The sequence below is a fragment of the Teredinibacter franksiae genome, assembly GCF_014218805.1.
GTDB lineage: Bacteria > Pseudomonadota > Gammaproteobacteria > Pseudomonadales > Cellvibrionaceae > Teredinibacter > Teredinibacter franksiae.
The window spans coordinates 71,149-92,956 of the sequence record NZ_JACJUV010000002.1 but is presented as its reverse complement, the minus strand read 5'-3'; the positions used below and the strand labels follow the sequence as shown (position 1 = coordinate 92,956).

The 21,808-nt window shown below is 48.6% G+C and carries 19 protein-coding genes and 1 pseudogene; 9 read left to right on the top strand and 11 right to left on the bottom strand.

Annotation, left to right across the window (positions count from 1 at the left end; genetic code table 11):
• Positions 1-48: 48 nt before the first annotated feature.
• Positions 49-1,065, bottom strand: coding sequence for an HTH-type transcriptional regulator GntR (gene gntR, locus H5336_RS18205; RefSeq protein ID WP_185235926.1), 1,017 nt, complete (start codon positions 1,063-1,065; stop codon positions 49-51).
• Between the two features lie 180 nt (positions 1,066-1,245).
• Here gntR and H5336_RS18200 point away from each other — a divergent pair, with 180 nt between their 5' ends.
• Positions 1,246-1,824 (top strand): gluconokinase, encoded by a 579-nt coding sequence (locus tag H5336_RS18200; protein ID WP_185235893.1) that lies wholly within the window; start codon positions 1,246-1,248, stop codon positions 1,822-1,824.
• Positions 1,825-1,856: 32 nt separating this feature from the next.
• Here H5336_RS18200 and H5336_RS18195 read toward each other — a convergent pair whose 3' ends face one another.
• From H5336_RS18195 to H5336_RS18185, 3 genes are all read right to left on the bottom strand, one after another.
• A complete protein-coding gene (locus tag H5336_RS18195; RefSeq protein ID WP_185235892.1) occupies positions 1,857-3,101 on the bottom strand; it encodes a valine--pyruvate transaminase in 1,245 nt (414 codons plus the stop codon).
• A gap of 152 nt (positions 3,102-3,253) precedes the next feature.
• The gene (locus H5336_RS18190) at positions 3,254-3,619 is read right to left on the bottom strand and encodes a response regulator (RefSeq protein ID WP_185235891.1); all 366 of its coding nucleotides are present in this window, start codon (positions 3,617-3,619) and stop codon (positions 3,254-3,256) included.
• Positions 3,620-3,785: 166 nt separating this feature from the next.
• Complete coding sequence (locus H5336_RS18185) at positions 3,786-5,093, bottom strand: YihY family inner membrane protein (RefSeq protein WP_185235890.1); 1,308 nt, start codon at positions 5,091-5,093, stop codon at positions 3,786-3,788.
• Positions 5,094-5,173: 80 nt separating this feature from the next.
• Here H5336_RS18185 and arsC point away from each other — a divergent pair, with 80 nt between their 5' ends.
• Genes arsC through sppA form a run of 4 tightly spaced genes read left to right on the top strand, consistent with a single transcriptional unit; the run spans position 5,174 to position 8,397 of the window.
• On the top strand, positions 5,174-5,524 hold the full coding sequence (gene arsC, locus H5336_RS18180) for an arsenate reductase (glutaredoxin) (protein WP_185235889.1): 351 nt from the start codon (positions 5,174-5,176) through the stop codon (positions 5,522-5,524).
• A 2-nt stretch (positions 5,525-5,526) separates the two neighbouring features.
• On the top strand, positions 5,527-6,117 hold the full coding sequence (wrbA, locus tag H5336_RS18175) for an NAD(P)H:quinone oxidoreductase (protein ID WP_221628221.1): 591 nt from the start codon (positions 5,527-5,529) through the stop codon (positions 6,115-6,117).
• 17 nt (positions 6,118-6,134) lie between these two features.
• The gene (locus H5336_RS18170; RefSeq protein ID WP_185235888.1) at positions 6,135-6,527 is read left to right on the top strand and encodes a DUF2069 domain-containing protein; all 393 of its coding nucleotides are present in this window, start codon (positions 6,135-6,137) and stop codon (positions 6,525-6,527) included.
• On the top strand, positions 6,520-8,397 hold the full coding sequence (gene sppA, locus H5336_RS18165) for a signal peptide peptidase SppA (RefSeq protein WP_185235887.1): 1,878 nt from the start codon (positions 6,520-6,522) through the stop codon (positions 8,395-8,397). The genes H5336_RS18170 and sppA overlap by 8 nt, the downstream gene beginning before the upstream one ends.
• A gap of 73 nt (positions 8,398-8,470) precedes the next feature.
• On the opposite strand, the gene hda is transcribed toward sppA, so the two are convergent.
• Positions 8,471-9,175, bottom strand: a complete 705-nt coding sequence (gene hda / locus H5336_RS18160; protein ID WP_185235886.1) for a DnaA regulatory inactivator Hda — start codon at positions 9,173-9,175, stop codon at positions 8,471-8,473.
• Between the two features lie 16 nt (positions 9,176-9,191).
• A complete protein-coding gene (locus tag H5336_RS18155) occupies positions 9,192-10,328 on the bottom strand; it encodes a DUF2066 domain-containing protein (protein ID WP_313557880.1) in 1,137 nt (378 codons plus the stop codon).
• A gap of 306 nt (positions 10,329-10,634) precedes the next feature.
• On the opposite strand from H5336_RS18155, the gene purM reads away from it, so the two are divergent.
• Complete coding sequence (gene purM, locus H5336_RS18150; protein WP_185235884.1) at positions 10,635-11,702, top strand: phosphoribosylformylglycinamidine cyclo-ligase; 1,068 nt, start codon at positions 10,635-10,637, stop codon at positions 11,700-11,702.
• On the top strand, positions 11,702-12,340 hold the full coding sequence (purN, locus tag H5336_RS18145) for a phosphoribosylglycinamide formyltransferase (RefSeq protein WP_185235883.1): 639 nt from the start codon (positions 11,702-11,704) through the stop codon (positions 12,338-12,340). Before purM ends, purN begins: the two co-directional genes overlap by 1 nt.
• 175 nt (positions 12,341-12,515) lie before the next feature.
• Here purN and H5336_RS18140 read toward each other — a convergent pair whose 3' ends face one another.
• The 3 genes from H5336_RS18140 to H5336_RS18130 all read right to left on the bottom strand — a co-directional run bounded on the left by H5336_RS18140 (position 12,516) and on the right by H5336_RS18130 (position 15,357).
• Positions 12,516-12,725 carry an NADPH-dependent FMN reductase family protein gene (locus H5336_RS18140; RefSeq protein ID WP_185235882.1) on the bottom strand — a complete coding sequence of 70 codons (210 nt, stop codon included), beginning with the start codon at positions 12,723-12,725 and terminating at the stop codon, positions 12,516-12,518.
• A gap of 30 nt (positions 12,726-12,755) precedes the next feature.
• A complete protein-coding gene (locus H5336_RS18135) occupies positions 12,756-14,828 on the bottom strand; it encodes a putative bifunctional diguanylate cyclase/phosphodiesterase (RefSeq protein WP_185235881.1) in 2,073 nt (690 codons plus the stop codon).
• 145 nt (positions 14,829-14,973) lie between these two features.
• The gene (locus H5336_RS18130; RefSeq protein ID WP_185235880.1) at positions 14,974-15,357 is read right to left on the bottom strand and encodes a 4a-hydroxytetrahydrobiopterin dehydratase; all 384 of its coding nucleotides are present in this window, start codon (positions 15,355-15,357) and stop codon (positions 14,974-14,976) included.
• Between the two features lie 154 nt (positions 15,358-15,511).
• On the opposite strand from H5336_RS18130, the gene H5336_RS18125 reads away from it, so the two are divergent.
• Positions 15,512-16,801: a pectate lyase gene (locus H5336_RS18125; RefSeq protein WP_185235879.1), complete on the top strand. Its 1,290-nt coding sequence runs from the start codon at positions 15,512-15,514 to the stop codon at positions 16,799-16,801.
• 190 nt (positions 16,802-16,991) lie between these two features.
• The gene (locus tag H5336_RS18120; protein WP_185235878.1) at positions 16,992-18,029 is read left to right on the top strand and encodes a glycoside hydrolase family 2 protein; all 1,038 of its coding nucleotides are present in this window, start codon (positions 16,992-16,994) and stop codon (positions 18,027-18,029) included.
• 71 nt (positions 18,030-18,100) lie between these two features.
• Here the strand turns inward: H5336_RS18120 and H5336_RS18115 are convergent.
• Both H5336_RS18115 and H5336_RS18110 read right to left on the bottom strand, forming a co-directional pair.
• Positions 18,101-19,095, bottom strand: a pseudogene (locus tag H5336_RS18115) (transposase).
• 298 nt (positions 19,096-19,393) lie between these two features.
• The gene (locus H5336_RS18110; RefSeq protein WP_185235877.1) at positions 19,394-21,805 is read right to left on the bottom strand and encodes a hypothetical protein; all 2,412 of its coding nucleotides are present in this window, start codon (positions 21,803-21,805) and stop codon (positions 19,394-19,396) included.
• Between the last annotated feature and the right edge of the window lie 3 nt (positions 21,806-21,808).

Genomic DNA, 21,808 nt, shown 5'->3' with positions numbered 1-21,808 from the left:
AATCACTTTTCGCTGCTGCCTAGCCGACAAACAATTACCGCTTAATTGCTAGTAAATTGCGCGCTGGGTAGATTCACGTATTTTTATCTGGTAGCCACAATCTACGACTTTATTGTCGAGCGCCTCACCTTTAATGGCTCGTAATACCATCTCAGTGGCTTTTACACCCATGTCGTACCGCGGCACATTCACACTGGTCAGTGGAGGGTTCATTAACGCCGATGCCTCGGTATCGTTAAAACCACAAATAGCCATACTTTCAGGTACCGCCAGCTGCATTCGCTGGCATTCAAACAAAGCACCCATCGCTAAATCGTCGTTCACACAAAACACAGCATTGCATTCACCGGCAGACTTAGCCATTAGGCTTGTAAACAACTCGGCCCCCATAGCAATAGACGATGGCTTTGGGGTTGTTATCACCCAGTCTCCCCGGTACACCCCTGCGCTCTCCATGGCTTTACGGTAGCCCTTCAGCCGCTGTTGCGCTCTGGGGTCCATACGAGCACCAACAAACCCTAGTTTCTTATACCCGGATGCCACGAGTCGCGAAACGACATCGTAAGCGGCCTGGCGATGAGAAATACCAACATTCATATCGATGGGTTCATTCAAAATTTCCATCAATTGCACAACCGGAATACCGGCCGACCTGAGCATATTGTTGGTGTATTCGGTTTGTCCGCCCCCGGTTATGATCATGGCTTCTGGAGACTGCCCCAACAAGGTTCGCACCATGCTTTCTTCTTCGAGATGAGAATAGTGGGAGTCGGCCATCAATACCTGATAACCCGCAGGCCCGGCAATTTCGTAGATACCGCGTAACACTTCGATAAAAACGTTGTTCGATAAGGATGGAATAATAACGCCAATGACCCCGGAGCGGGCAGAGGCTAGCGCGCTAGCCGATCGATTCGGTATATAGCCTAGCTTTTCGATGGCACTGTGAACTTTTTCTTTCACCGGCCCGGAGACTTTCTCCGGCTGGTTAATCACGCGAGACACAGTGATTGCGCTAACACAGGCCAGTTTTGCTACATCCGACAGGGTGACCCTTCTAGTTATCATTATTTGGTCACCAATATTACCGCCAGATCTAGTGTTTTTATTATTTTGGCCCTAAACTGCCCGCTCTCGGGGTGGGGAAGCGAGAAAAAAGATAGCACAAGAAAAATGATAGCGCTATCACTCTTAATTCCACCTATTTAAAATACCACTTTTCAACTAACCGGCTTGCAGCACCCCATGATTAACACCACCCAAAAGTATGATTTTTCGACCTTAAAGGGAAAACCGCTGGCGTTAGTTGTTATGGGCGTATCCGGGTGCGGTAAAACCACACTGGCAACAACGCTGGAATCGGCGATAGGGCTACAGGCATTCGATGCCGATGATTTTCACTGCGCCGCCAACAAGGCACACATGGCCAGCGGCCACCCTCTTACCGATAGTATGCGTGAACCTTGGGTTAAGGAAATTCGCGAGCACTTGGAATATCTGGCGCAACAAAACCGTTCATGCGCCTTGGCATTTTCTGGGCTGCGCCGCGACCACCGCAACGCTTTGAGAGTGGGGTGTTCTACGGTACGTTTTCTCTTTCTCGAAGGTAGTCGCGAGCTCATTCATAGCCGCATGAAAGCCCGCTCGCAACACTTTATGCCCCTGTCATTACTTGACAGTCAATTTGAAACACTCGACTACCCCGCTATCGACGAAACCGACCTGTTGAAACTCGACATTCACAAGCCCATAGCAAACTTGGTCGACAGCGTTGTAAGCTGGTTACAACAGGAGGGGATTCTGCAAGCCTATGGGGTGAAATAGTTTCAATCACAGCGCTCAACGACTTGCAGCCTTTAAAGGTCTCTTAACTCCTCCGCAAGAATCCCCAAAGCAGTATCCATTACCGCTCTACTCTGACAAAAATTCAACCTCAAACATTCGCGCTGGTGCGACCATTGCTCGTCTATACCAAAGAAAAAATGCTCTCCGGCCATCACCAGTACATTGCGCTCTTTCAATCGCTGATAAAGCTCTTGCGCCGTAATAGTAAGCTCTGGCAGCCATAACCAAACAAAAAAAGCGCCCTCGGATTCGTGCACACGATAGTCAACGCCTTGAAGATGTTCAGCCAGCAACTCAAGCATCTGCGCTCGCTTTTGCTGATAATAAGGGAGCAATTCATGCTGGCAAATGTGGTTCAAGTCATCATGCTTGAGCAATTGAGCCCCCAACACAGGGCCAAGGTTACCGTTAGCCAAACTCACTATAGTATTAGCACGTACCAACTTTTCAATAACATCTTCAGCCGCCACCACAATACCGGTGCGAACACCGGGCAGCCCCAGCTTTGACAAACTTAACACGTATATTTGGTTAGCTTTCCATTCGCTGGTAATGGCCTGATAGATAATGCCGGGGAACGGAGCACCATAGGCGCAGTCGACAATCAATGGAATGCCCCACTCCAGGCTTAAGGCGTCTAGGTGCTGCATTTCCTCATCTGTGAGCACATTACCCGTGGGGTTAGTCGGTCGTGAAACACACAGAGCCGCTACAGATTTATCCAGTGTCAAAGCCTTAAAATCAACCCGATACTTAAAACGATGCTCGCCAATCAATTCGATTGCAGGCTTAAAGCTGCGAAACATACCGTCGAATAAGGATTGATCTCTGTAACCAAGATACTCCGGCATCATTGGCAAGCAAATCTGACGCACACTGCCATCATCACACTTACCGGCCAACAGATTAAACAACAGAAAAAAAGCCGACTGACTGCCGTTGGTAATAGCCAAATTGGCCTCGGTCACCGGCCACCCCATCTGCTCACGTAAATAAGTGGCTAGCAGGCCGAGAAACTCTTCATTACCCTGTGGTGACTGGTAGACCCCCAGCAATTTGTGTAACTGCGCCGGGTCATCTGCTACACGCTGGATATGTGCTGCAATTCGCTGCTCAAAAGCGGGCACCGCTGCCGGGTTGCCTCCCCCCAGAAATAACATATCAGGGTTAACATTAAGCGCCGTACCCAAATCTTCCATTAAGCTCACAATGCCAGATTCACCGCACAGCTGTTGACCAAATGACGAAAGTTTCATGGGTTCCCTTAAGGGTTGCTAACCGGTATAGCGGGTAAGCGAACCGGGCAAAAGCATAGATGTAGGATTAAAACGCATCGACCACAACGGCTCAGCGGCAACTGCACGACGCGGATAAAGGAACGGATTGTAGGGAAATAAGAGGCTTGGGGCTACAGCAACCCAAAAGTTTCCAGCACGCTGCTGAGCTTTTGTTTATCGATAGGTTTCTTAATGAACTCTAGCGCACCCAGCGTCTTAACTCGGTCGATGGCTTCCGGCTGAATATCCCCAGAAATCACGATTATTACGCAATTCAGATCTTCTTTTTTGACGATGTCGAGCACGCCGTAGCCATCCATTTCCGGCATTGTAAGGTCTAGAAATACCATTTCACCCTTACCCGCGCGAATGGCATCCAGAGCTTCCATGCCATTGCCAGCAAAGGTTATATCAACGTCCCAGCCCTCCGGCAAGGAACGAGCTACCTGTTTGCGCGCCATATTGGAGTCGTCACAGATCAGCAGTGGTATGGCCATGTAATCTCGTTTTTAGTGGTCTGGTTACAATGGTGTTCCATTGAGTATAGTCACGAAAAACGACTGAGCCAGCACTTCAACAAATATCAAAAAAAGGAAAGCGAATACCACTTCCATGTGCGGTACCATCCGCCACACTCCACATACAGGGATCAGCCGCTTTGGATTAACCGCCACCCTCGCCGCCCTTACCGTTGTCACCTAAATCGTCACTCTCAGCGCCGCCTGCCGCAAACATCTGCTCTAGAGATAGCCCAAAGACTTGCCTTGCATTGGCGCCCACTTGAGCTTGGCGGCTTAGAAAGCTTTGCAGCCACGGCTCCGGGTTTGGAATACCCTCTTCATCTTCCGGTAATTGTTCATCTACCGGCAAGCGCACCAACTCGGCCACCTGCCACAAGCTGGCTTGCTTTAGGTCTCGGCTCAACACATAGTCGCCGCCATCGGTCACCGCTATCCAGCGGTTCTGAGCCAATAGCGAGCGCAATCGTAACCAATGCACTAACCCTAGGCCCAGTTTCACACAATCCTTATCTCCCACCACATCGCCGGTTCGAGCCTTCTCCCGAAACAGTGCCAAACACCGTAAAACGGCCAGCATGTCGGAATAACGTAAAATTCGGGCGGAGTAACTTTGCTCGGCCAATGTCCGTACCAACACGGCACCGCCAAGGATAATGGTCCAGAGAAAATTCACCCACAACAGAAACAGCGGCACTACAGCAAAGGCACCATAAATCAATTTAAAACTCGAATTGGCCACCAGCCAGGCAAACAAGTTTTTGAGTAATTCAAAACAAATGGCTGTAACGATTCCGCCAATCAACCCATAGCGAAACGGTACCCGGCAATTTGGCACTGCCACAAATAGCAAAGTGAATGCCACTGTGGTCATTAACCAAGGCAGCAATTCGAATAGGGCGGAAGCCAAACCGAGATCACCCAGCTCACTCGTAACTAAGTTCAACGATAGAAGATAGGTACTCAGTACGAACCCGGCCCCTAATAACAGAGGGCCAATACTTAAAATGGCCCAGTACAGCAGGTAACCAAATAAGCCACTGCGCCCCTGTTTCACCCCCCAAATCGCATTGAAGGTTGTCTCAATATTACGCAACATCAAATAGGCCGTGACAACCAAAATGGCCACACCCGCCGTGGTGAGGCTACGTGCTTGAGACGAAAAATCGGCCAAATAGTCGGCCACATCATTACCCGAAGCCGGTAGAAGATGAGCAAAGATTAAACTCTGTAGCTGTTCGGCAACGCCATTGAACGCTGGAATCACCGAAAACATGGCATAGGTAACCGTCATTAACGGCACTAATGCGAAGAGGGTCATATAAGTTAATGCCGCCGCGCTCTTCTGACAGCCCTTGTCCATAAACTCCCGGTAGAGTTCACCAAAGAAGTGCCCAACCGAATGAGCAAGTGTTTTCAAGCGATTTAAAAGCGCTACATGGGGCTGATTCATAAGTATTAACTCAATAAGTTTGTTGCGCACAGCCGTGAATGTTTAGAATAGCCGCTTCTATAACCTGAGGTGCTCACCTGATGGCTGATATGCAAATTTACCACAACCCCCGCTGTTCAAAATCCCGGCAAACTCTCGCGCTCATCGAAGAGGCAGGTATTACACCGGAAATTGTGCTCTATTTGGACAGCCCCCCAAGTGCAGATGCACTTACCGGTATTCTGAACAAACTCGGCATCGGCGCACGTGAATTACTGCGCAAAGGTGAAGATGCTTACAAAGAAAACAAACTGTCCAATAAAGCGCTTAATGATGAACAGCTTATTGCGTTTATGGTGAAATATCCCAAACTTATCGAGCGCCCCATTGTTATGAAGGGCGATAACGCCATACTCGGCCGACCTCCAGAGAACGTTAACATATTATTATAATTATGGCGTCTTACATACTCATACTCTATTACAGCCGCAAAGGCGCAACGCAAGAAATGGCACAACTCATTGCTAGAGGCGTAGAAGCCACTGGCATAGAAGCCCGCATTCGAACGGTGCCTGCGCTATCTACTGTGTGTGAAGCAACACAGCCCAGTATTCCCGAACAAGGCGATCTGTACTGCAGCGAGGAAGACCTTCATCAGTGTGCAGGGCTCATTTTAGGCAGCCCTACGCGCTTTGGTAATATGGCTGCCCCGCTAAAGTATTTTATCGACAATACCGGTAGCACTTGGCTTAATGGCAACCTTATTGGCAAGCCGGCAGCCGTCTTTACCTCCACCGGCTCCCTGCACGGTGGACAGGAGTCGACGTTGCTCTCTATGATGCTGCCGCTGCTCCATCACGGTATGCTTATCGCCGGCCTGCCCTATAGTGAAAACGCTTTGCATGAAACAAAAAGCGGCGGCAGTCCATACGGCGCCAGCCACCACAGCGGTAGCCACCACAATCACCCAATAACCGGCGACGAGCAGCATTTATGCAAAGCCCTTGGCAAACGAATTGCCGAGCTGGCGCTCAAGTTGTCCTAACGACGTTTTCTTCTTATATGTCTGAAAAAGCTGTTAAGCCCATCGCGCACCTTGCAAAAAAAACCCGTTACAGTTTATGGGCAACCGGCATAAGCTATGCGGCCCTATTTGTACTGTTTTTGTATTGGAACTTTACCCGTACCAGCGGCATCAACTGGGTAGTATTGGCCGCACAATCACTGCCGCTTCTATTGCTTCTTCCTGGCCTAGCAAAAAAATATTACCGCAGCTATAGCTGGCTATGTTTTTTACTGCTGATCTATTTTGTTATGGCTGTAGACGGTATTTTCATGTCTACCCGCAACTGGAGTGATGCTGTATTTGTAGGGTTAACCGTAACGACATTCATATCGGCAATGCTCGCAGCCCGCTGGTTACAGCGATCACAAAAAGGAACCCCCAATGTTTAAATTTATCGGTGCGACCTGGAAGTTTTTTTGGCAAGGCGTTACAAGCCTGCGCACTTTCTTATTTAATTTTATTTTCCTGCTGATCGTTATCGTCATTATAACCAGTGTTTTTACCGCTCCCGATAAAAGCATCCCCAACGAAACGGCTTTGCTTGTTGCGCCACAGGGCTATCTAGTAGACCAACGCACCTACAAGCCAACACCCAGTGAAATGCTTTTCGGTTTTAACGACAGAGTAGCTGAAACACCTTTACTTGAACTCACCAACACTATTCGCCAAGCGGCGGACGATAAACGCATCACCGCGCTGGTATTTCAGCTCGACCAATTTGTTGGCGGCGGTCTATCCAAAATGGAGGAATTAGGACAAGCGATTACACACTTCAAAGAAAGCGGAAAACCCGTATACGCCTTTGCCGATAATTATTCGCAGCAACAATATTTTCTCGCCAGCTACGCCAACAAAATCTACATGAACGATATGGGTAACCTGTTACTAACCGGGTTTGGCATGTACCGAAACTACTACCAACAACTTTCGGATAAGCTCTCGCTTAAATTTCACGTTTTTCGTGTAGGCGATTATAAGGATGCTGTTGAGCCTTATATGCGTAACGGTATGTCGGATGAATCGCGTGAACATAATGCGCGCTGGATCAACGAACTCTGGCAACGTTACACAAACACCATCGCGCGCAATCGCGATAAGCCCGAAACACTGGTTAGCAACTACATTGGCAGCCTGGGTACAAAGCCTACACTTGAAGCTGAATCACTTTCCTCCATAGCCTTAGCCGCTGGCCTGGTGGATGAACTAGGATCGCGCGCCGACATCAATCTTGCCTTGGTCGAACTGCTAGGCAAAGAAGAAGACGGTGAGAATTTCAAAGCCGTAGATTACCAGCGCTATCGCAACGCAACCCTCTCCATGCCCAACAACAAAGCGGCTATTGGCCTAATTGTCGCCACCGGCACAATTGTAGACGGGCATCGCGATAAGGGCATGATTGGTGGCGAAAGCTTAATATCCCTGATCAAACAAGCCAGAGAAGATAAATCACTTAAAGCTTTGGTTATACGTGTTAACAGCGGAGGTGGCAGTGCTTTTGCTTCTGAAATGATTCGCGATGAAATCGTTGCGGCCGGCGACGATAACCTTCCTGTGTATATTTCTATGGGTAGCGTAGCCGCTTCCGGCGGCTATTGGATTGCCACGCCAGCCAAACAAATTTGGGCAACGCCCGCCACCATTACCGGCTCAATTGGCGTGTGGGGGCTATTGCCCAATGTTTCCGACAGCATTGAACGCTTGGGTATTCATTCTGACGGGGTAGGCACTACGGCGCTTTCCGACATTTACCATATTGAGCGCCCACTTTCGGGCAAAGCAAAAAATCTGATACAACGCGGTGTAAACGATGTGTACTCACGTTTTTTAACCATTGTTGCCGAAGCGCGAGAAAGCGACCCCGCCAGCGTGCATGAAATTGCCGGCGGGCGAGTATGGACAGGAGAAGCGGCAAAGTCTTTGGGGCTGGTTGACAATCTTGGCAGCCTATACGACCTCTTTAATACGGTTGCCAGCACCGAGAACCTCGACGATTACCAAATCACCGTAATTGAAAAACCTTTATCGGCATCGGAAGAAATTATGCGTGTACTCATGGACGAAGTTAGCGTGCGTATACAAACCAGTGCATTGAGCGGGCCTTTACAAAATTTAATGCTTCTGAAAACGCTTAACGAGAACAACGCCATTACAGGGCAACTGAATAGCCTAATGAAATTGGCGCAAGCATTTAATGTCAGCATTGAAGCCGGAGAGCAGCCGCCCACCATGGCGCACTGCTTAGAGTGCTATGCACCTTAAGGGCACTCTATTAACAATAGTGTTATGACATCAATCTAAATTGAGGAGGGGCTTAATTTATAGCCCCAAAACTTTATAAACCCAGGACCTCTTTGACAAAAGGAATTGTTAATTTTCGCTGCTCCCTCAAGGATGCATCATCCAAACGGTTCAGCAGCTGAAAAAGCTCTACGGTGTCTCGCGATGCTCGGTTGAGAATAAAGCTAGCAACCTCTTCAGACAACTCCATTCCACGTGCTGCCGCGCGCATACGCAACGCATCTTTTTTACCGTCGTCGGTCAAACTTTCAATGTGATAAATCTCGCAACCGAGTACACGTGATTTCAAATCGGGAAGCAAAATAGGTAATGACGGTGGACTGACATGCGACGAAATTAAAAGTGATTTACCGGCATCCCGCAGGCGATTAAACAAGTGAAATAAAGACTGCTCCCAGGCCCTATTGCCGCAAACATGTTCAATACCATCTAAACAGACGATATCCATTTCCTCCAGTCCCTCGCAAAGCTCCTGAGAGTCGTACCCGCGAACATCCGCCATGGGAAAGTACTGAATTATGCGCTGTGCATTACCAGCCCGATGGCATAACGCTTGAACAAGATGGGTTAAACCCGCACTGCGAGCCCCCCAAATGACAACCAGGTTTTGCTCGGCGCCCTGCGCTAATTTTTTTAGGGCAAAAATGGCCTGGTCATTACTTTCTGTTGCGGTGAAATAATTGTCGAACGTCGCATCGTCGCGCAGTGAAACACCGAGACTTAGCTGAACAGGAGACATAACACCTCTTAATCGGTTAACGCACCCAACGGTAGCGTAAAGGGTTTTCTAATGTACCTTGGGGCAGCTGCTGCCATACCGGCAATTCGCCAGCCATCATTATTGATTCTTCAGCGCTCAATCGGCTATCTATTGCCAAAGCGCTTTTAAACTTATCCACGTCCGCATCTGAATCCAAATACAGTAGCAAAGTATCCTGCCGTACTCCGGCCAGCTCGACACCGGAGATTGCCGCTATGCCCTCGAGGTAGCTTAGCGCCTTACGGTAACGAGCAAAGGTGTCAACACCATTAAGCTGTAATACTAACGCATCGGCAGATTCATCGCGGGGCATGAGCGCATAGCGGCGCCCCAAATAGTCCGCGAGTGGGTCTAACGCCATAGCACCTAATAAATCTAAAGCATCGTTGCGGCTGTCGTAAACACGGGTTTCGCCCCGGTGAAATAGCTGCCATGTAGCCAGCAACTCTCCTCGCGAAGTCGCTGAATAACGCCCTACGAGTATCACATCGGCGCTATAGCGGCTGGAGGCGGTCAATATCGCTTCCTCGTCAAGCTGCCACAACTGTTCAGCGGAGAGATTCGTCTGGTCTTGCAGGTCCAGCAACGGGTAACTCAGGGGCAGCCCACGCCGTTGTGCAGCAGCTTCTATACCCACAAACACTTCTGGGGCCAGCTCACTGGATACAAACTGTTTGCCATAATCTACACTGTCTTCAACAAGCCAAATTAAGGTAGACGGGCGATTTACCGGCCAGAAAGGCTGGTCATTTTTACGTAACAAGCGCTCAATGGTTGTGGGCGAGAAGGTAAGAGAAATCTCCTCTTTCAGGCCCTCAGCCACTAAACTTGGATCGGCCTGTGGGTGGTACTGGAACTGCTCAACGTAATTTATCGCCTTACCCATGGCGGCGTGAATTTGCGGGTTTTCCAACACCAATTCGGTACCCGACAGCCGAACCATCACCTCGGCAAAAGCCTTCTTGGCCGCTACTTTACGAACACTTGGGGACTGACTGCTTACGGCAATTGTCGCTTGAAAAAAATCTTGGGCACTATAGGCGGGAAACGCCAACGCCACGGCAAGCCAAATGATGGCAACGTGCCGCCCCAAGGAGCATACCTGAACAATACCGGTTTTTTTGGCCCACACCTTTGTCAATGAATTCTCCTACCGTCTCGTGCGTATGTTTTTATACAATTTGCGATTGTATCAACTTGTGGTGAAAACCATAGGGGCCAATACACAAAATTTCTGCCTGATAGCCTCCAACTAGGTTTCCCACACGGTGCAGCCGCATTTTTCTCCATTAGCTAGCCAAACCATGCAGTATAAGCCTCCCAGCTCAGCCGTAGCACCGATAAAATAGTCTTGGCCCCCCTGACGAAGCCTGAGTGAAGCTGTTAGAATGCACGCCTTTAAATTCCCGCCTGTACCACCGGATTTAGCGAAATCGATATGACAGACACCACCCCACCTTCAAGCAACGCCCCTACCTCCCTAAGCTACAAAGACGCTGGAGTTGATATAGACGCAGGTAATGCCCTGGTTGAACGCATCAAATCTATTGCAGCACGCACCAAACGGCCAGAGGTAATGGCCGGTCTCGGCGGATTTGGCGCTTTATTCGAACTGCCCAAGGGCTATGAGGAACCTGTTTTGGTATCCGGCACCGATGGCGTTGGCACCAAGCTTAAGCTGGCCATGCAGCTAAACAAACATGACACGATTGGTATCGATTTGGTTGCTATGTGCGTTAACGACTTGATTGTCGGCGGTGCTGAACCGTTATTTTTCCTCGACTATTATGCTACTGGCAAGCTTTCCGTCGATATCGCTGCGCAGGTGGTAGAAGGTATAGGCAACGGCTGTGAAATGTCTGGCTGCTCATTGGTTGGCGGCGAAACGGCCGAAATGCCCGGCATGTACGAAGGCGACGATTACGACTTGGCTGGCTTCTGTGTTGGCATTGTCGAAAAATCAAAAATTCTAGATGGTAGTAATGTCAACGCAGGCGATGTATTAATTGCCTTACCCTCCAGCGGACCGCACTCCAATGGCTATTCGCTGATCCGCAAAATTTTGGAAGTAAGCAACGCCGACCTGAACACCAAACTCGGCACCAAAACCCTGGCGGAAGCCCTGCTAGAGCCCACTCGTATTTATGTAAAACCATTACTCAACTTAATGAAGCAAGTAAACGTAAATGCCCTGTGCCATATTACCGGTGGTGGTCTCACGGAAAATTTGCCACGGGTATTACCCGAAAACAGCAAAGCGGTAATCGAATGTAGCCGCTGGCAGTTCCCAGATGTTTTTGCTTGGCTGAAAGAAAAAGGCAATGTTGACGCTACAGAGATGTACCGCACGTTTAACTGCGGCGTTGGCATGGTGGTCTGTGTAGCTGAAACCGACGTTAACAAAACAATTGAACAGCTGAAAGCCGAAGGCGAGCAGGCCTTTATCATTGGTCAAATTGCCGCAGCCGAACCAAGTGAAGAGCAGGTTGAACTGAGAAATATTTAATGTCGGTAAAACAACCCCCAACGCCCATAGTGGTGCTCATTTCCGGCAGTGGCAGTAATTTACAGGCGATTATCGACCAACAACGGTTGGGCAGTATCAACATCGATATAAAAGCAGTTATCAGTAACAAAAGCGCTGTACAAGGGCTGCAGCGAGCGGTCAATAACGGCATAGCAACCGCCGTTATTGACCACAAGCAATTTGACAGCCGCGAGGCATTCGATAAATCTTTGCGCGACCTTATCGACGGCTACAACCCCGGCCTGGTTGTGCTCGCCGGCTTTATGCGCATCCTTACGCCTGAATTTACCAACCACTATCGTGGGCGTATGCTCAACATTCACCCCTCGCTACTGCCCAAGTATCAGGGGCTGAACACGCACCAGCGCGCACTCGATGCCGGCGACAACGAACACGGTGTATCTGTTCATTTTGTAACAGCTGAACTGGATGGCGGCCCGGTCATTAAGCAGGCTCGCGTTCCTATTCTGGACAACGATACCGCCGATAAACTCGCAGCACGCGTATTGAAGGAAGAGCATGTACTCTACCCCTGCGTAATTGGCTGGTTCGCTGACGGTAGGCTTACAATGGAAAATGGCGCAGCAAAACTGGATGGCGAGGCTATCAAACCATAAGCCATGTGTTTTCGGGCCATTAAGCAACCTGGTGTTATCCAATTACCCAGCACTTAAGCCTAACAGCCGTAGGCAACTTTAACGGTGTAACTAACAGTCATCGAGTGTAATGAGGCAGGGCACTGCAGCAACAGAAGGTTCTGGCCAAATTTATCGTTAAACAGAGCGCTGAAGCCTATTCAGCCGTATCCAATTTTTCTTTTCCGCAGCGAGTGCACTTGAGCATCGAAACAGGTTTACCTGCATCATCGGCCGGTTGGTCTTCGATAGGCATCCAATCGTGGAATCCATGGCGGCACATGGAACGCTCTTCACTTTCGCCAGACTTCTTCTTAGCTTCTGCCTCTAGGCTGTCGCTCGCTTTATCCGTCTTACTATCTGTCATCGTCCAATCTCACCGCTAGTTTCTTATTCTTTAAGCCGCACGCTCAAAGGACTGCAACCATAGATCAAATTTTTCTTCCTCACAAGGTTTCAATTGCCAGTAGCCTTGGAATACTTCGCAGCCCAGTGCCTGCATTTGCTCCACCTGCCACTCACTCTCAACCCCCTCTACTACCAGAGTCGCACCGCATTCTTTAGCAAGCGCGACTATTCCACGGGTCAAACGTCTATCCCGATCCTTCTGTTTTAAGCAACGGGCAAAGGTTTTGTCTAGCTTAAGAATATCCACAGGTATTTGCCGCAGTAAAAGCAGCGATGCGCTGGTTCCACCAAAGTCGTCAATGGCAATTTGCACGCCTAGCTCGCGAATTTTTTTTACAACTTCGAGAGCAACACCCTCTTGCGCTTTAAATATAGATTCGCGTAACTCCACAATCAAATCAGACCCGCTCATGTTGTACTTGGCCAATACGCCCCGTAAAAAATGAATGATAGCACCACCGTATAAATGCACACCCGAAAGATTAACGGCAATAGGCAGCCTGCGACCATAATTTTGCGACCATTTCGCACTTTGTTTACACGCCATTTCGACAACACAACAGTCTATTTTGCCAATCAACCCCTGCTCTTCAGCATAACCCAAGAAATCGGCTGGGTAGAGCAGCTCATGTTCGGCTTTTCGCCAACGTACCAAGGCTTCTGCGGCAACCACTTTGTTGGTGCGAACGTTAACCTGGGGTTGAAAATGTATCTCCAGCTCGCCGTTAGCTATACCCGCTTCTAATTGTTCTTGCACCAATAGTCGGTGCTGAGCTTCGAGTTCCATGTCATCTTGAAAAATCATTAACCGATTTTTACCACTTTCTTTCGCGCAATACATCGCAATATCGGCTCGGCGCTTCAAGTCATTTAAATCATACCCATGCTGCGGGTACAAACTAACCCCAATACTCACACTCACCGGTACAGGTTTACCCATCAGCTTTAGTTCATCATTAAGGTCTCGCAGTAAATTACCACCAATTACCTGTACGGTTGTTTCGCTGCTGATATCCCCCATTAAAATAACAAATTCATCACCACCCAAACGGCATACGAGGTCTTCCCCGCGTACCGCACTACGAATGTGTCTACCAATTTCTTTTAACAACTCATCGCCAAATTCATGACCATAAATGTCATTCATATTTTTAAAATTGTCGACATCTAACAGCACCAGGGAAAAATATTTCCCTGAACGTTTTGCATGTGCAACCGCGCGATAAAAAGCTTCTGTTAACAAAGCGCGATTGGGCAAACCAGTCAGCGGGTCGTGCAATGCTCGATAACGAAAAGCCTCAGCCAGCTCCTCCAATTCTCGGGTTCGGCTCTGCACCTGTTTTTCGAGATTTTTATCGCGTAGGGCAATTTGATCGAGCATGGCATTAAACCCTTGAGCCAGTTCACCAAGCTCATCGCCGGTACCCAAACTGGCACGGAGGCCATAGTTACCTGTTGCCTTAACGCGGCGTGAAAGATCCTTCAGCTGACGCACGGGAATGGTCACAATTTGCTGCACCAACCACGAAATACCAAAGGCAATAAATAGGGCCAATACAATGGCCATAACGGAGTACCCCGCCATAAACCAAATTCGCTGCTGAACATCTAAATGACTAACAAGCGTGACTAAAAGCGCACTTTCACCCGAGGCCAATGGCACAGTCATTTCATGTACACTAACCTCAAACCCAAACGCTTGCTGCTGAACATATTCCCTCAGCGCTTGCACGCTAATATGCTCAATTATCTGTGCAGGCAGATTGTAGGTAATAAGTAGTTTATGGTTAGTCGAAAAAACCGCGGCAGCGAGAATGCCATGCTCACTGCTGGAAGCACGGAGTAGGTCGAAGGCAGACTGATGGTTATTTTGGTTCAGCGCAACCGATAAGTTCGTCGCGATCAGCGCATTACGTGTGGCTATTTGCTCGTCTTTAACACGGTTTACAAGGCGCAAGTCCTGAAGTACAAACGCAATAACCACACACAAAATCGCCGCCGCCGCCGATGCCAAAGCAATCAGTGTGAGTTTGGTACTGATACTCATATCGATAATACGCATATTCCCAACTCCATCCCGAGCAATGAGAACTATGCCAAGCCAATACTGTCATTATAGCGCTGCAGTGCAGCATAAACCCCTTTAATCACACTTTTCTTATGGAATAAATAGCTACCAATTTGTGTAAACTTACAATCTGTAGGAATTAAGAAATGGGTTCATTAGCATAAAGGTGGTCGGTTTTAGCTGCCATAATCACGTCGTTTTTGTGCAAACCTCGAATTTTGTGCGTCCACCACCGCGCCGTCACCCGACCCCACTCCACCAAAAGTGCTGGGTGATGACCCTCCTCTTCCGCCAGCTCTCCTACTCGATTAGCAAATGCCAACGCCTGAACAAAATTAGAGAAGGCAAATACCTGCTTTAGCTGAGCAACGTCGCTATCCTCTATGATTGTCCAGCGGGGTAACTGCGACGGCAAAGCCTCCAACTCATGCTGACTCAGCGGCGGCGCATCCGCACGGCAGGCTTCGCAATGGGTCTGCGATAAACGATCGGCTTGAAACAGCGGGTCTGAAAAATTAGTCATGGTGCAGCCTCCAAAATTTGTAACATTTTTGCCGCTCACTACCCTCCAACGTCACCCATATTAAAATGGCCTTTCTGATAACGGAAAACGGGTTGCCCCTTTAATCCATTAAGGGATAATCAACACTAACATTCCACAAGAGCACGCAACGGCTATGAACAACACGCTTCAGTTTACGGCTATTACACTGATATCGCTTACACTTATGGCCTGTGGTGGCGATAATGATGGCGGGCTCGTCGTTATTAACCCCACTACAGCACCAACCTCCCAGCCCACCGCCGAACCGACGACCGAGCCCAGTGAAGGCTATCGAATAGAAGAGAATTACCCTGGTTACTGCGGCGTAGATGGCGCTGTAGAAAACGAGCATAGCGCCTATACCGGCAGTGGCTATTTGAATACAAACAACGCCACAGGCGCTTCTGCACAATGGCGTATAACCGTACCTAGCCGCAATACTTACACGCTGGAGTGGCGCTACGCGGCGGCCTCAGGGAATCACAGCGCAACAGCAACAAGCGCCACCGATACCGGCAACGTTGAGTTCATCGCAACCGGTGCGTGGGACAGCTGGAGTACGGATACCGTCACTTTACAACTAGACGCTGGCGACAACACCATCGACCTGTCTGCCACCACAGCCGGCGGCCTACCCAACATTGATTATATGAATGTGCACGGCAGCGGTATTGAGCCCCTTAACTGTGATGGCACAAGCGCACCGACATGGCTGGTACACCCAACCCCCAACTCAGACTGTGTGGCTGGAGCAACCTTTAGCAATGAAGTCGTCGATTGCGGCGGTGCCCGCATTGGCTTGAGTTGCAGCGGCGATAGCGAATCCCAACCCCCGGTAATTACCCTGAACAACGCTACCATTAAGCATTTAATTCTCGTCGCTAGCGGTGGCTCCGATGGTATTCACTGCACCGCCGGCGACTGCGTACTTGAAAATGTGATCTGGGAAGATATCTGCGAAGATGCTGCAACCATGAAAGCCGGTAGTACTATGACCATCTCTGGCGGCTGGGCATTTAACGGCAATGGTGGCTGGGGCGGTAACCCCGACAAAATTTTCCAGCACAATGACATTAACTCTACCGTGACCATTAATAACAACTTCACGGCCAAAGGTAGAAACGGCAAGCTCTATCGTTCCTGCGGGAACTGCACCAATAACGGTGGGCCGCGTCACGTAGTTATCGACGACGTACGCATAGAGGGTTCTATTGGCAGTATTGTCGGCATCAACAGCAACACCGGCTATAACGATACAGCGACCATTACCCACCTGAGTATCGAAAATTACTCTGCCGGGTCTCCACAGGTTTGTGTTGAATACAACGGCGTCGATAAATCCGAAGGCAGTTCCACTAAAATAGGTGAACGTTGGAATACCGCTAACTGCGTGGTCTCGCAGAGTGACGTCTCGGCGCTATAGCACCACTGCTTTTTTTATACGTACATAAGGGCTGCTTATACGCTCTTGTGTACGCACGAATCACTGCACTTCAGCGCCTTTAACTCAACATATACAATTGCCCTTTTACGGTTTCACCTTCTGCCTGAATATGATTAGATAACATCTTCACCTATACCGGTAACCTCTAACCAATAAAACCCTCAAAGCTATGCAAAGCAATAGAGCTAAACGTAACCTGATTGCCACACTTGTCGGCGCTGGTATTATTATTCCAGCCGCGCTATACAACGCATCGAACAATCAGGGTGTCTTTTTTGTCTGGAACAGTTTACAAAAAAACGAAGCCTACGAAGAAAAAGCGAAATCGGCCGAACCACAGCGCTTGGCTGACCTAGAAGGCTATTGGCAATTCGCCATTGGTGACCAACCCGAGTGGAGCGAGCTCGAATTTGACGATTCGGAGTGGGCAACAATTGGTGTTCCCGGTTATTGGGAGCACCAAGGGTTTTCAGACTACGACGGCTTCGCCTGGTACCGGCATGAAGTCAACCTCAGCGAGAAAGATCTTCTACGCCCACTCTATGTGTCGCTAGGCACTATCGACGATGCCGATGAAGCCTACTTCAACGGTGTAAAAATAGGCGGTGGCGGTGGATTACCGCCCACCTACGAAAGCGCTTGGAGCCTAAAGCGCGAATACCCCATCCCCGAAAATCTAGCCCGCATCGGTAAAAATGTTATCGCGGTACGTGTTTACGACCCCCAAGAAGGCGGCGGCATAGTCGGTAAAGATCACGCCGTTTACGCCTCGCACCTGCCACGCCCACTGTTAGAACTTCAAGGCGAATGGGCGTTTAGAACAGACGAAAGTGAAGACTATCAGATTGTACAAGTACCACAACATTGGGAGCCGCAGGGTTTTAACGATTACAACGGTATGGGTTACTACAAAAAATCATTCGGCGCGCTGAAGGTTAGCGCTGAAGATGAACTTGTTTTATACCTCGGAAAAATCGACGACACCGACGAAGTAAAACTCAACGGCCAATTAATTGGCCGCACAGGAAGCCTGACATTCGCCGACAAAACCACCGACCCACACTACTACCGCATAGAACGCCAATACGAATTCCCCGCTTCGCTGTTACGTGAAGATAACGTTTTGGAGGTGCGGGTGTACGACCATGGTGGTGATGGTGGCATTTATGAAGGGCCGGTGATGATTGCTAAGAAGGTAGAACAATAAACTCAAGGGCTTATTAGCTCTAATGGCATAAAGGCATAAAGGCATAAAGGCAAATTATTTTTAGACACACACTAACCCGTACTTAAATACAAAGCCTGCGAACACGCCACACCCTTGCCGCAATTACGCTCAAACACCTGGGCATAATCGGCCATGCGCGCCACCGAACCGGCACTGGAACCGTAACGGCGCCCAAAGTTTTGAACGTGGTCGATCCATTTATTTGGATTAATACCCAACCGCGACACAATAGCCGGAAGTTCGCTGGCAATAGCCCCGCGTTTATCGTCTCGCAGAATACGCCCGGTGGTATCCACCAACTCAAAATAATCTTCACGGGTAAAGGGTAAGGCATGGTGAGTATCGGTATGGGAGGAACCATCAAAGGGCATTAACGGCGCTTCGGGTAGGGTATCCAAACCCATTTCAGCTTTAATTTCACGCTGCTTTTGAATACGAGTATTTAACGGCTGCTCGTTTTTGGATTGGGTGTTTTTGTATTTTACGTAGTCGAATAAACGCTGCTGAATGGAGGTAAAATCACTCTCCATCAAATCCGTTTCCATTGCAGTCCGAATGGGGTTGAGGTCGACATAGGCCATGCAGCTTCATCCAATAGAGCCTGACTTTTAAAACGCCCTTCCCAAAATCGGCCTTTACAGCCCTCTTCGCTATTTGCCATGCGGGCTATGGTTTCATTAACGCCGCGCATCAGCGTGCCCTTTGGGTAAAACCAGCTGATATCGTATAAGCGTTTACGCCACTTTTAGATAATGTCATCCACTGCCGCTTGCGTAGTAACATCAATAGCAGCGGGGTTTTCCAGCCAGCGATCCACCAGCATGTGACCGTTGTACAGCTGCATCCAGCGCTCGGCCACGTCTTTATTACTCCATGCCTGCGCCCTAGCCTTATCCGCATGCAACACCACATGGTAATGATTACTCATTACCGCATAAGCGCACACATCTACCGCATACACATACGACAAAAATCGCAAGCGCGATACTATCCACTGCTTGCGGTGATCGTAATTCTCACCGGTCGAATGATCGTCACCACACAAATATGTACGCCGAACACAGCGTACATAGCAATGGTAAAACGGCGTTGAATCCAGAGAGATTAATGTTTCGCGGCTTTGGGTCATGGTTGCACACATTAATAGAGCCCGTTATTTATTTTTTTATTGGATGTCCTATTTATTTTCTCTTCCTCCTTTTCTTTTTCCTGAATTCGCCTTTTTCCCTTTTTATATTCCCTTCCGTACATCCTGTACATAAAAAAACCGCTTCCCTTGTGAGGAAGCGGTTCTAATGGTCCAACCCACGCGGTTGAGCCCAGGAGCTTGTTTCTAGAAGCGATTAGTACCCGGTAGTAACACCTAAGCCGCTAGGCAATTTGCCTTTCAGGTCGCTGGGCTTGTAAGCAGCTTCATCAGACCAAATTACCCAATCCAAATCACCGTTATAGCCATTACCACCACCATCACCTATTCGGATATAGGCACTCGAATCGGTTTTAAAGGCTGGAGATACAGGAGTCGTAGCGTCCTGATCAGTCGCAACGTCGATCACAGCTGTATCGTCCCCGTCACGATAAACCTTCACGCTACCCGTGGTGGCTGAGTCTAAAGTGATCGCTACTTGATAAATACGGTAGTCATCATACGGTTTCGAATAATCATCAGGCTTCAAAGTGCCATCCCACTTCTCAAGTTGAAGGCCGCCATCTTTACCGTTAAGGATAGATTTGATTCGAGCACCATCATTATCCGCATCCGCTAAGGCTATATCTAACTCAATGGTTTTGTCAGTAGCATCACCTTTCGCACGAATAAGTGCAGTAAGATAACGCGGATAACCGGTTGCAGCGTCTACTTTCTCCAAATTGTACTTAGCATACATTTTATCTGCGATATTAGTGGTGGAGTTAAAGGTCACAGTGCCATCGGTATCATCATTGGCAGTAAAGAAGTCTGCATCAGCGGGGGCTTGACTGCTACCTTCGAATTTTGCTTTGGTACCATCATCCAGAGTAATAGAGTCATCACTCAAAGGCGCTAACACACCGTTGTAGACATTAAAAGAAATTGGAGTACCACCTGCAGCACTCTCGTAACCGGACGTATCACCCAAGTCATCATCAGGCAAGTTATCCACTAGGTCGTCGGCAGAATAACCATCACTACCGGTCCAAACGATCCAATCGACCAAGGCATGGAATGTAGAGCTACTGTTTTCACCAATACGAATCTCATTGCGGTCAGCGCTTGTTGTACTCATATTGGCGGAGCTAGCAGTCATTACCAACTCTCCATCAACGTACAACCAAATTGAACCTGATAGAACCGACTCCATTCTCACTTGCAATTGATAGTCGTGGTATTTTGTTACATCAAAGCCCTCAGGAAAATCCCAAGCTGGTTTTGTAGCCGAATCAAATTTATCAAATTGAACTTGATCATCACGCAGCATCATTTTAATTCTTGCCGCATTGCCGCTGCCATCGTCACCGCTGAAAGCCATTTCAATCTCAAAGCTTTTGTCCAAGGTCTTAAAGTTGGCCAAACGAGCGGCCACAGTAAACGCTTTAGGGAAGCTCTCTTCAACAATTGGGCCATAATCAGCATAAGTTTTGATGTCTTTGTTAGCCTCTGTATCCAGAGTTCCTATTCCCTCTACTGCCGTCCAATAGTCTGCAATGGGAAAACTGTCGTTGCCTTCGTCAAATTCAACCAAGCTAGCACCAGTATTAATACTACCAACCTCAGTTGGCTGCTTCTTGCCATTGAAAGAAGTAAACACAGCACTGGAAACATCAACCTCAGGCGTTGGAGCAGGAGGGATTGTGGGCTCTACGGTAGGTTCTACGGTAGGCTCAGCTGTTGGTAAGGCATCAACCCAAGGGTTCTCTGTCGCATAATCAGTTGTTTTGGTATCACAGCCCGTTTGCGCATCACCCAATGAAGTATCCGATTGATACTCAATAACCATATCGTCAATAACGATGTAACCGCCACTACTTACACGTATCTGTAAGAACGAAGTGTCTAGGCCGGGGTTAATAGTACCCGTCGAGACGACGGTACCAGCACCATCAAGTATGGTATCGCCAGGGATATTAATCTCTGCACGCTTACCTGCAATAAATTGATTAGTACTTAGCTTCAGCACTCGAGAGGATGCACCATGGATAGACTCTGCTGATTTACCGGAAGAGTTGTTATCTACGTATAACTCGAATCCACTAGAGCCAGAGCTTGCACCCGAACTGTCTACCACACAAAACGACAAGCGATAGGGCTGAGACAGATCCATCTCTCCGCGTAATATCGTTTCGTTCTCTACTGTAGTTTTGGTGCGAGCATCGCCTTCCAAAGGCGCAATTTGAGCCATGCTGAAACGAGCATTACCCAAGCGAAATGATTGATCGCTATCCGCTGTAATCCAGTTACCACCACTTGGATCGAGATTACCTTCAGAATCAAAAACACCTGCTGTTGAAAAGAAGAACTCATCTTCTCCTGGGTAGTCACCACCCAACTCTTTATACGCCGCGTCGAAAAAAGCTGCGGTATCAGAAGCACCATTAAAGTCTTCCAAAAATGGAATGTGCGCTTGGGTTGTTGGAATACGATATTCAGGAGGCGCAATCGTAGGCTCGGCTGTAGGAATATCAATATCTGGAGTTTGGCGGTCGGCATCACCTGACCCGCCACAAGCCGCCAGCAGACTTGTCAACGTCATGGCTGAAATTAGCTTTAACTTATTCATAAA

What these genes read in the sequence shown, in the direction of transcription:
- H5336_RS18135 (WP_185235881.1), bottom strand. Translation starts at nt 14,828, where the DNA reads ATGCGTATTATCGATATGAGTATCAGTACCAAACTCACACTGATTGCT.
- H5336_RS18120 (WP_185235878.1), top strand. Translation starts at nt 16,992, where the DNA reads ATGCAAAGCAATAGAGCTAAACGTAACCTGATTGCCACACTTGTCGGC.
- arsC (WP_185235889.1), top strand. Translation starts at nt 5,174, where the DNA reads ATGGCTGATATGCAAATTTACCACAACCCCCGCTGTTCAAAATCCCGG.
- H5336_RS18130 (WP_185235880.1), bottom strand. Translation starts at nt 15,357, where the DNA reads ATGACTAATTTTTCAGACCCGCTGTTTCAAGCCGATCGTTTATCGCAG.
- hda (WP_185235886.1), bottom strand. Translation starts at nt 9,175, where the DNA reads ATGTCTCCTGTTCAGCTAAGTCTCGGTGTTTCACTGCGCGACGATGCG.
- H5336_RS18125 (WP_185235879.1), top strand. Translation starts at nt 15,512, where the DNA reads ATGAACAACACGCTTCAGTTTACGGCTATTACACTGATATCGCTTACA.
- H5336_RS18185 (WP_185235890.1), bottom strand. Translation starts at nt 5,093, where the DNA reads ATGAATCAGCCCCATGTAGCGCTTTTAAATCGCTTGAAAACACTTGCT.
- purN (WP_185235883.1), top strand. Translation starts at nt 11,702, where the DNA reads ATGTCGGTAAAACAACCCCCAACGCCCATAGTGGTGCTCATTTCCGGC.
- H5336_RS18110 (WP_185235877.1), bottom strand. Translation starts at nt 21,805, where the DNA reads ATGAATAAGTTAAAGCTAATTTCAGCCATGACGTTGACAAGTCTGCTG.
- wrbA (WP_221628221.1), top strand. Translation starts at nt 5,527, where the DNA reads ATGGCGTCTTACATACTCATACTCTATTACAGCCGCAAAGGCGCAACG.
- H5336_RS18140 (WP_185235882.1), bottom strand. Translation starts at nt 12,725, where the DNA reads ATGACAGATAGTAAGACGGATAAAGCGAGCGACAGCCTAGAGGCAGAA.
- H5336_RS18200 (WP_185235893.1), top strand. Translation starts at nt 1,246, where the DNA reads ATGATTAACACCACCCAAAAGTATGATTTTTCGACCTTAAAGGGAAAA.
- sppA (WP_185235887.1), top strand. Translation starts at nt 6,520, where the DNA reads ATGTTTAAATTTATCGGTGCGACCTGGAAGTTTTTTTGGCAAGGCGTT.
- H5336_RS18170 (WP_185235888.1), top strand. Translation starts at nt 6,135, where the DNA reads ATGTCTGAAAAAGCTGTTAAGCCCATCGCGCACCTTGCAAAAAAAACC.
- purM (WP_185235884.1), top strand. Translation starts at nt 10,635, where the DNA reads ATGACAGACACCACCCCACCTTCAAGCAACGCCCCTACCTCCCTAAGC.
- H5336_RS18190 (WP_185235891.1), bottom strand. Translation starts at nt 3,619, where the DNA reads ATGGCCATACCACTGCTGATCTGTGACGACTCCAATATGGCGCGCAAA.
- H5336_RS18195 (WP_185235892.1), bottom strand. Translation starts at nt 3,101, where the DNA reads ATGAAACTTTCGTCATTTGGTCAACAGCTGTGCGGTGAATCTGGCATT.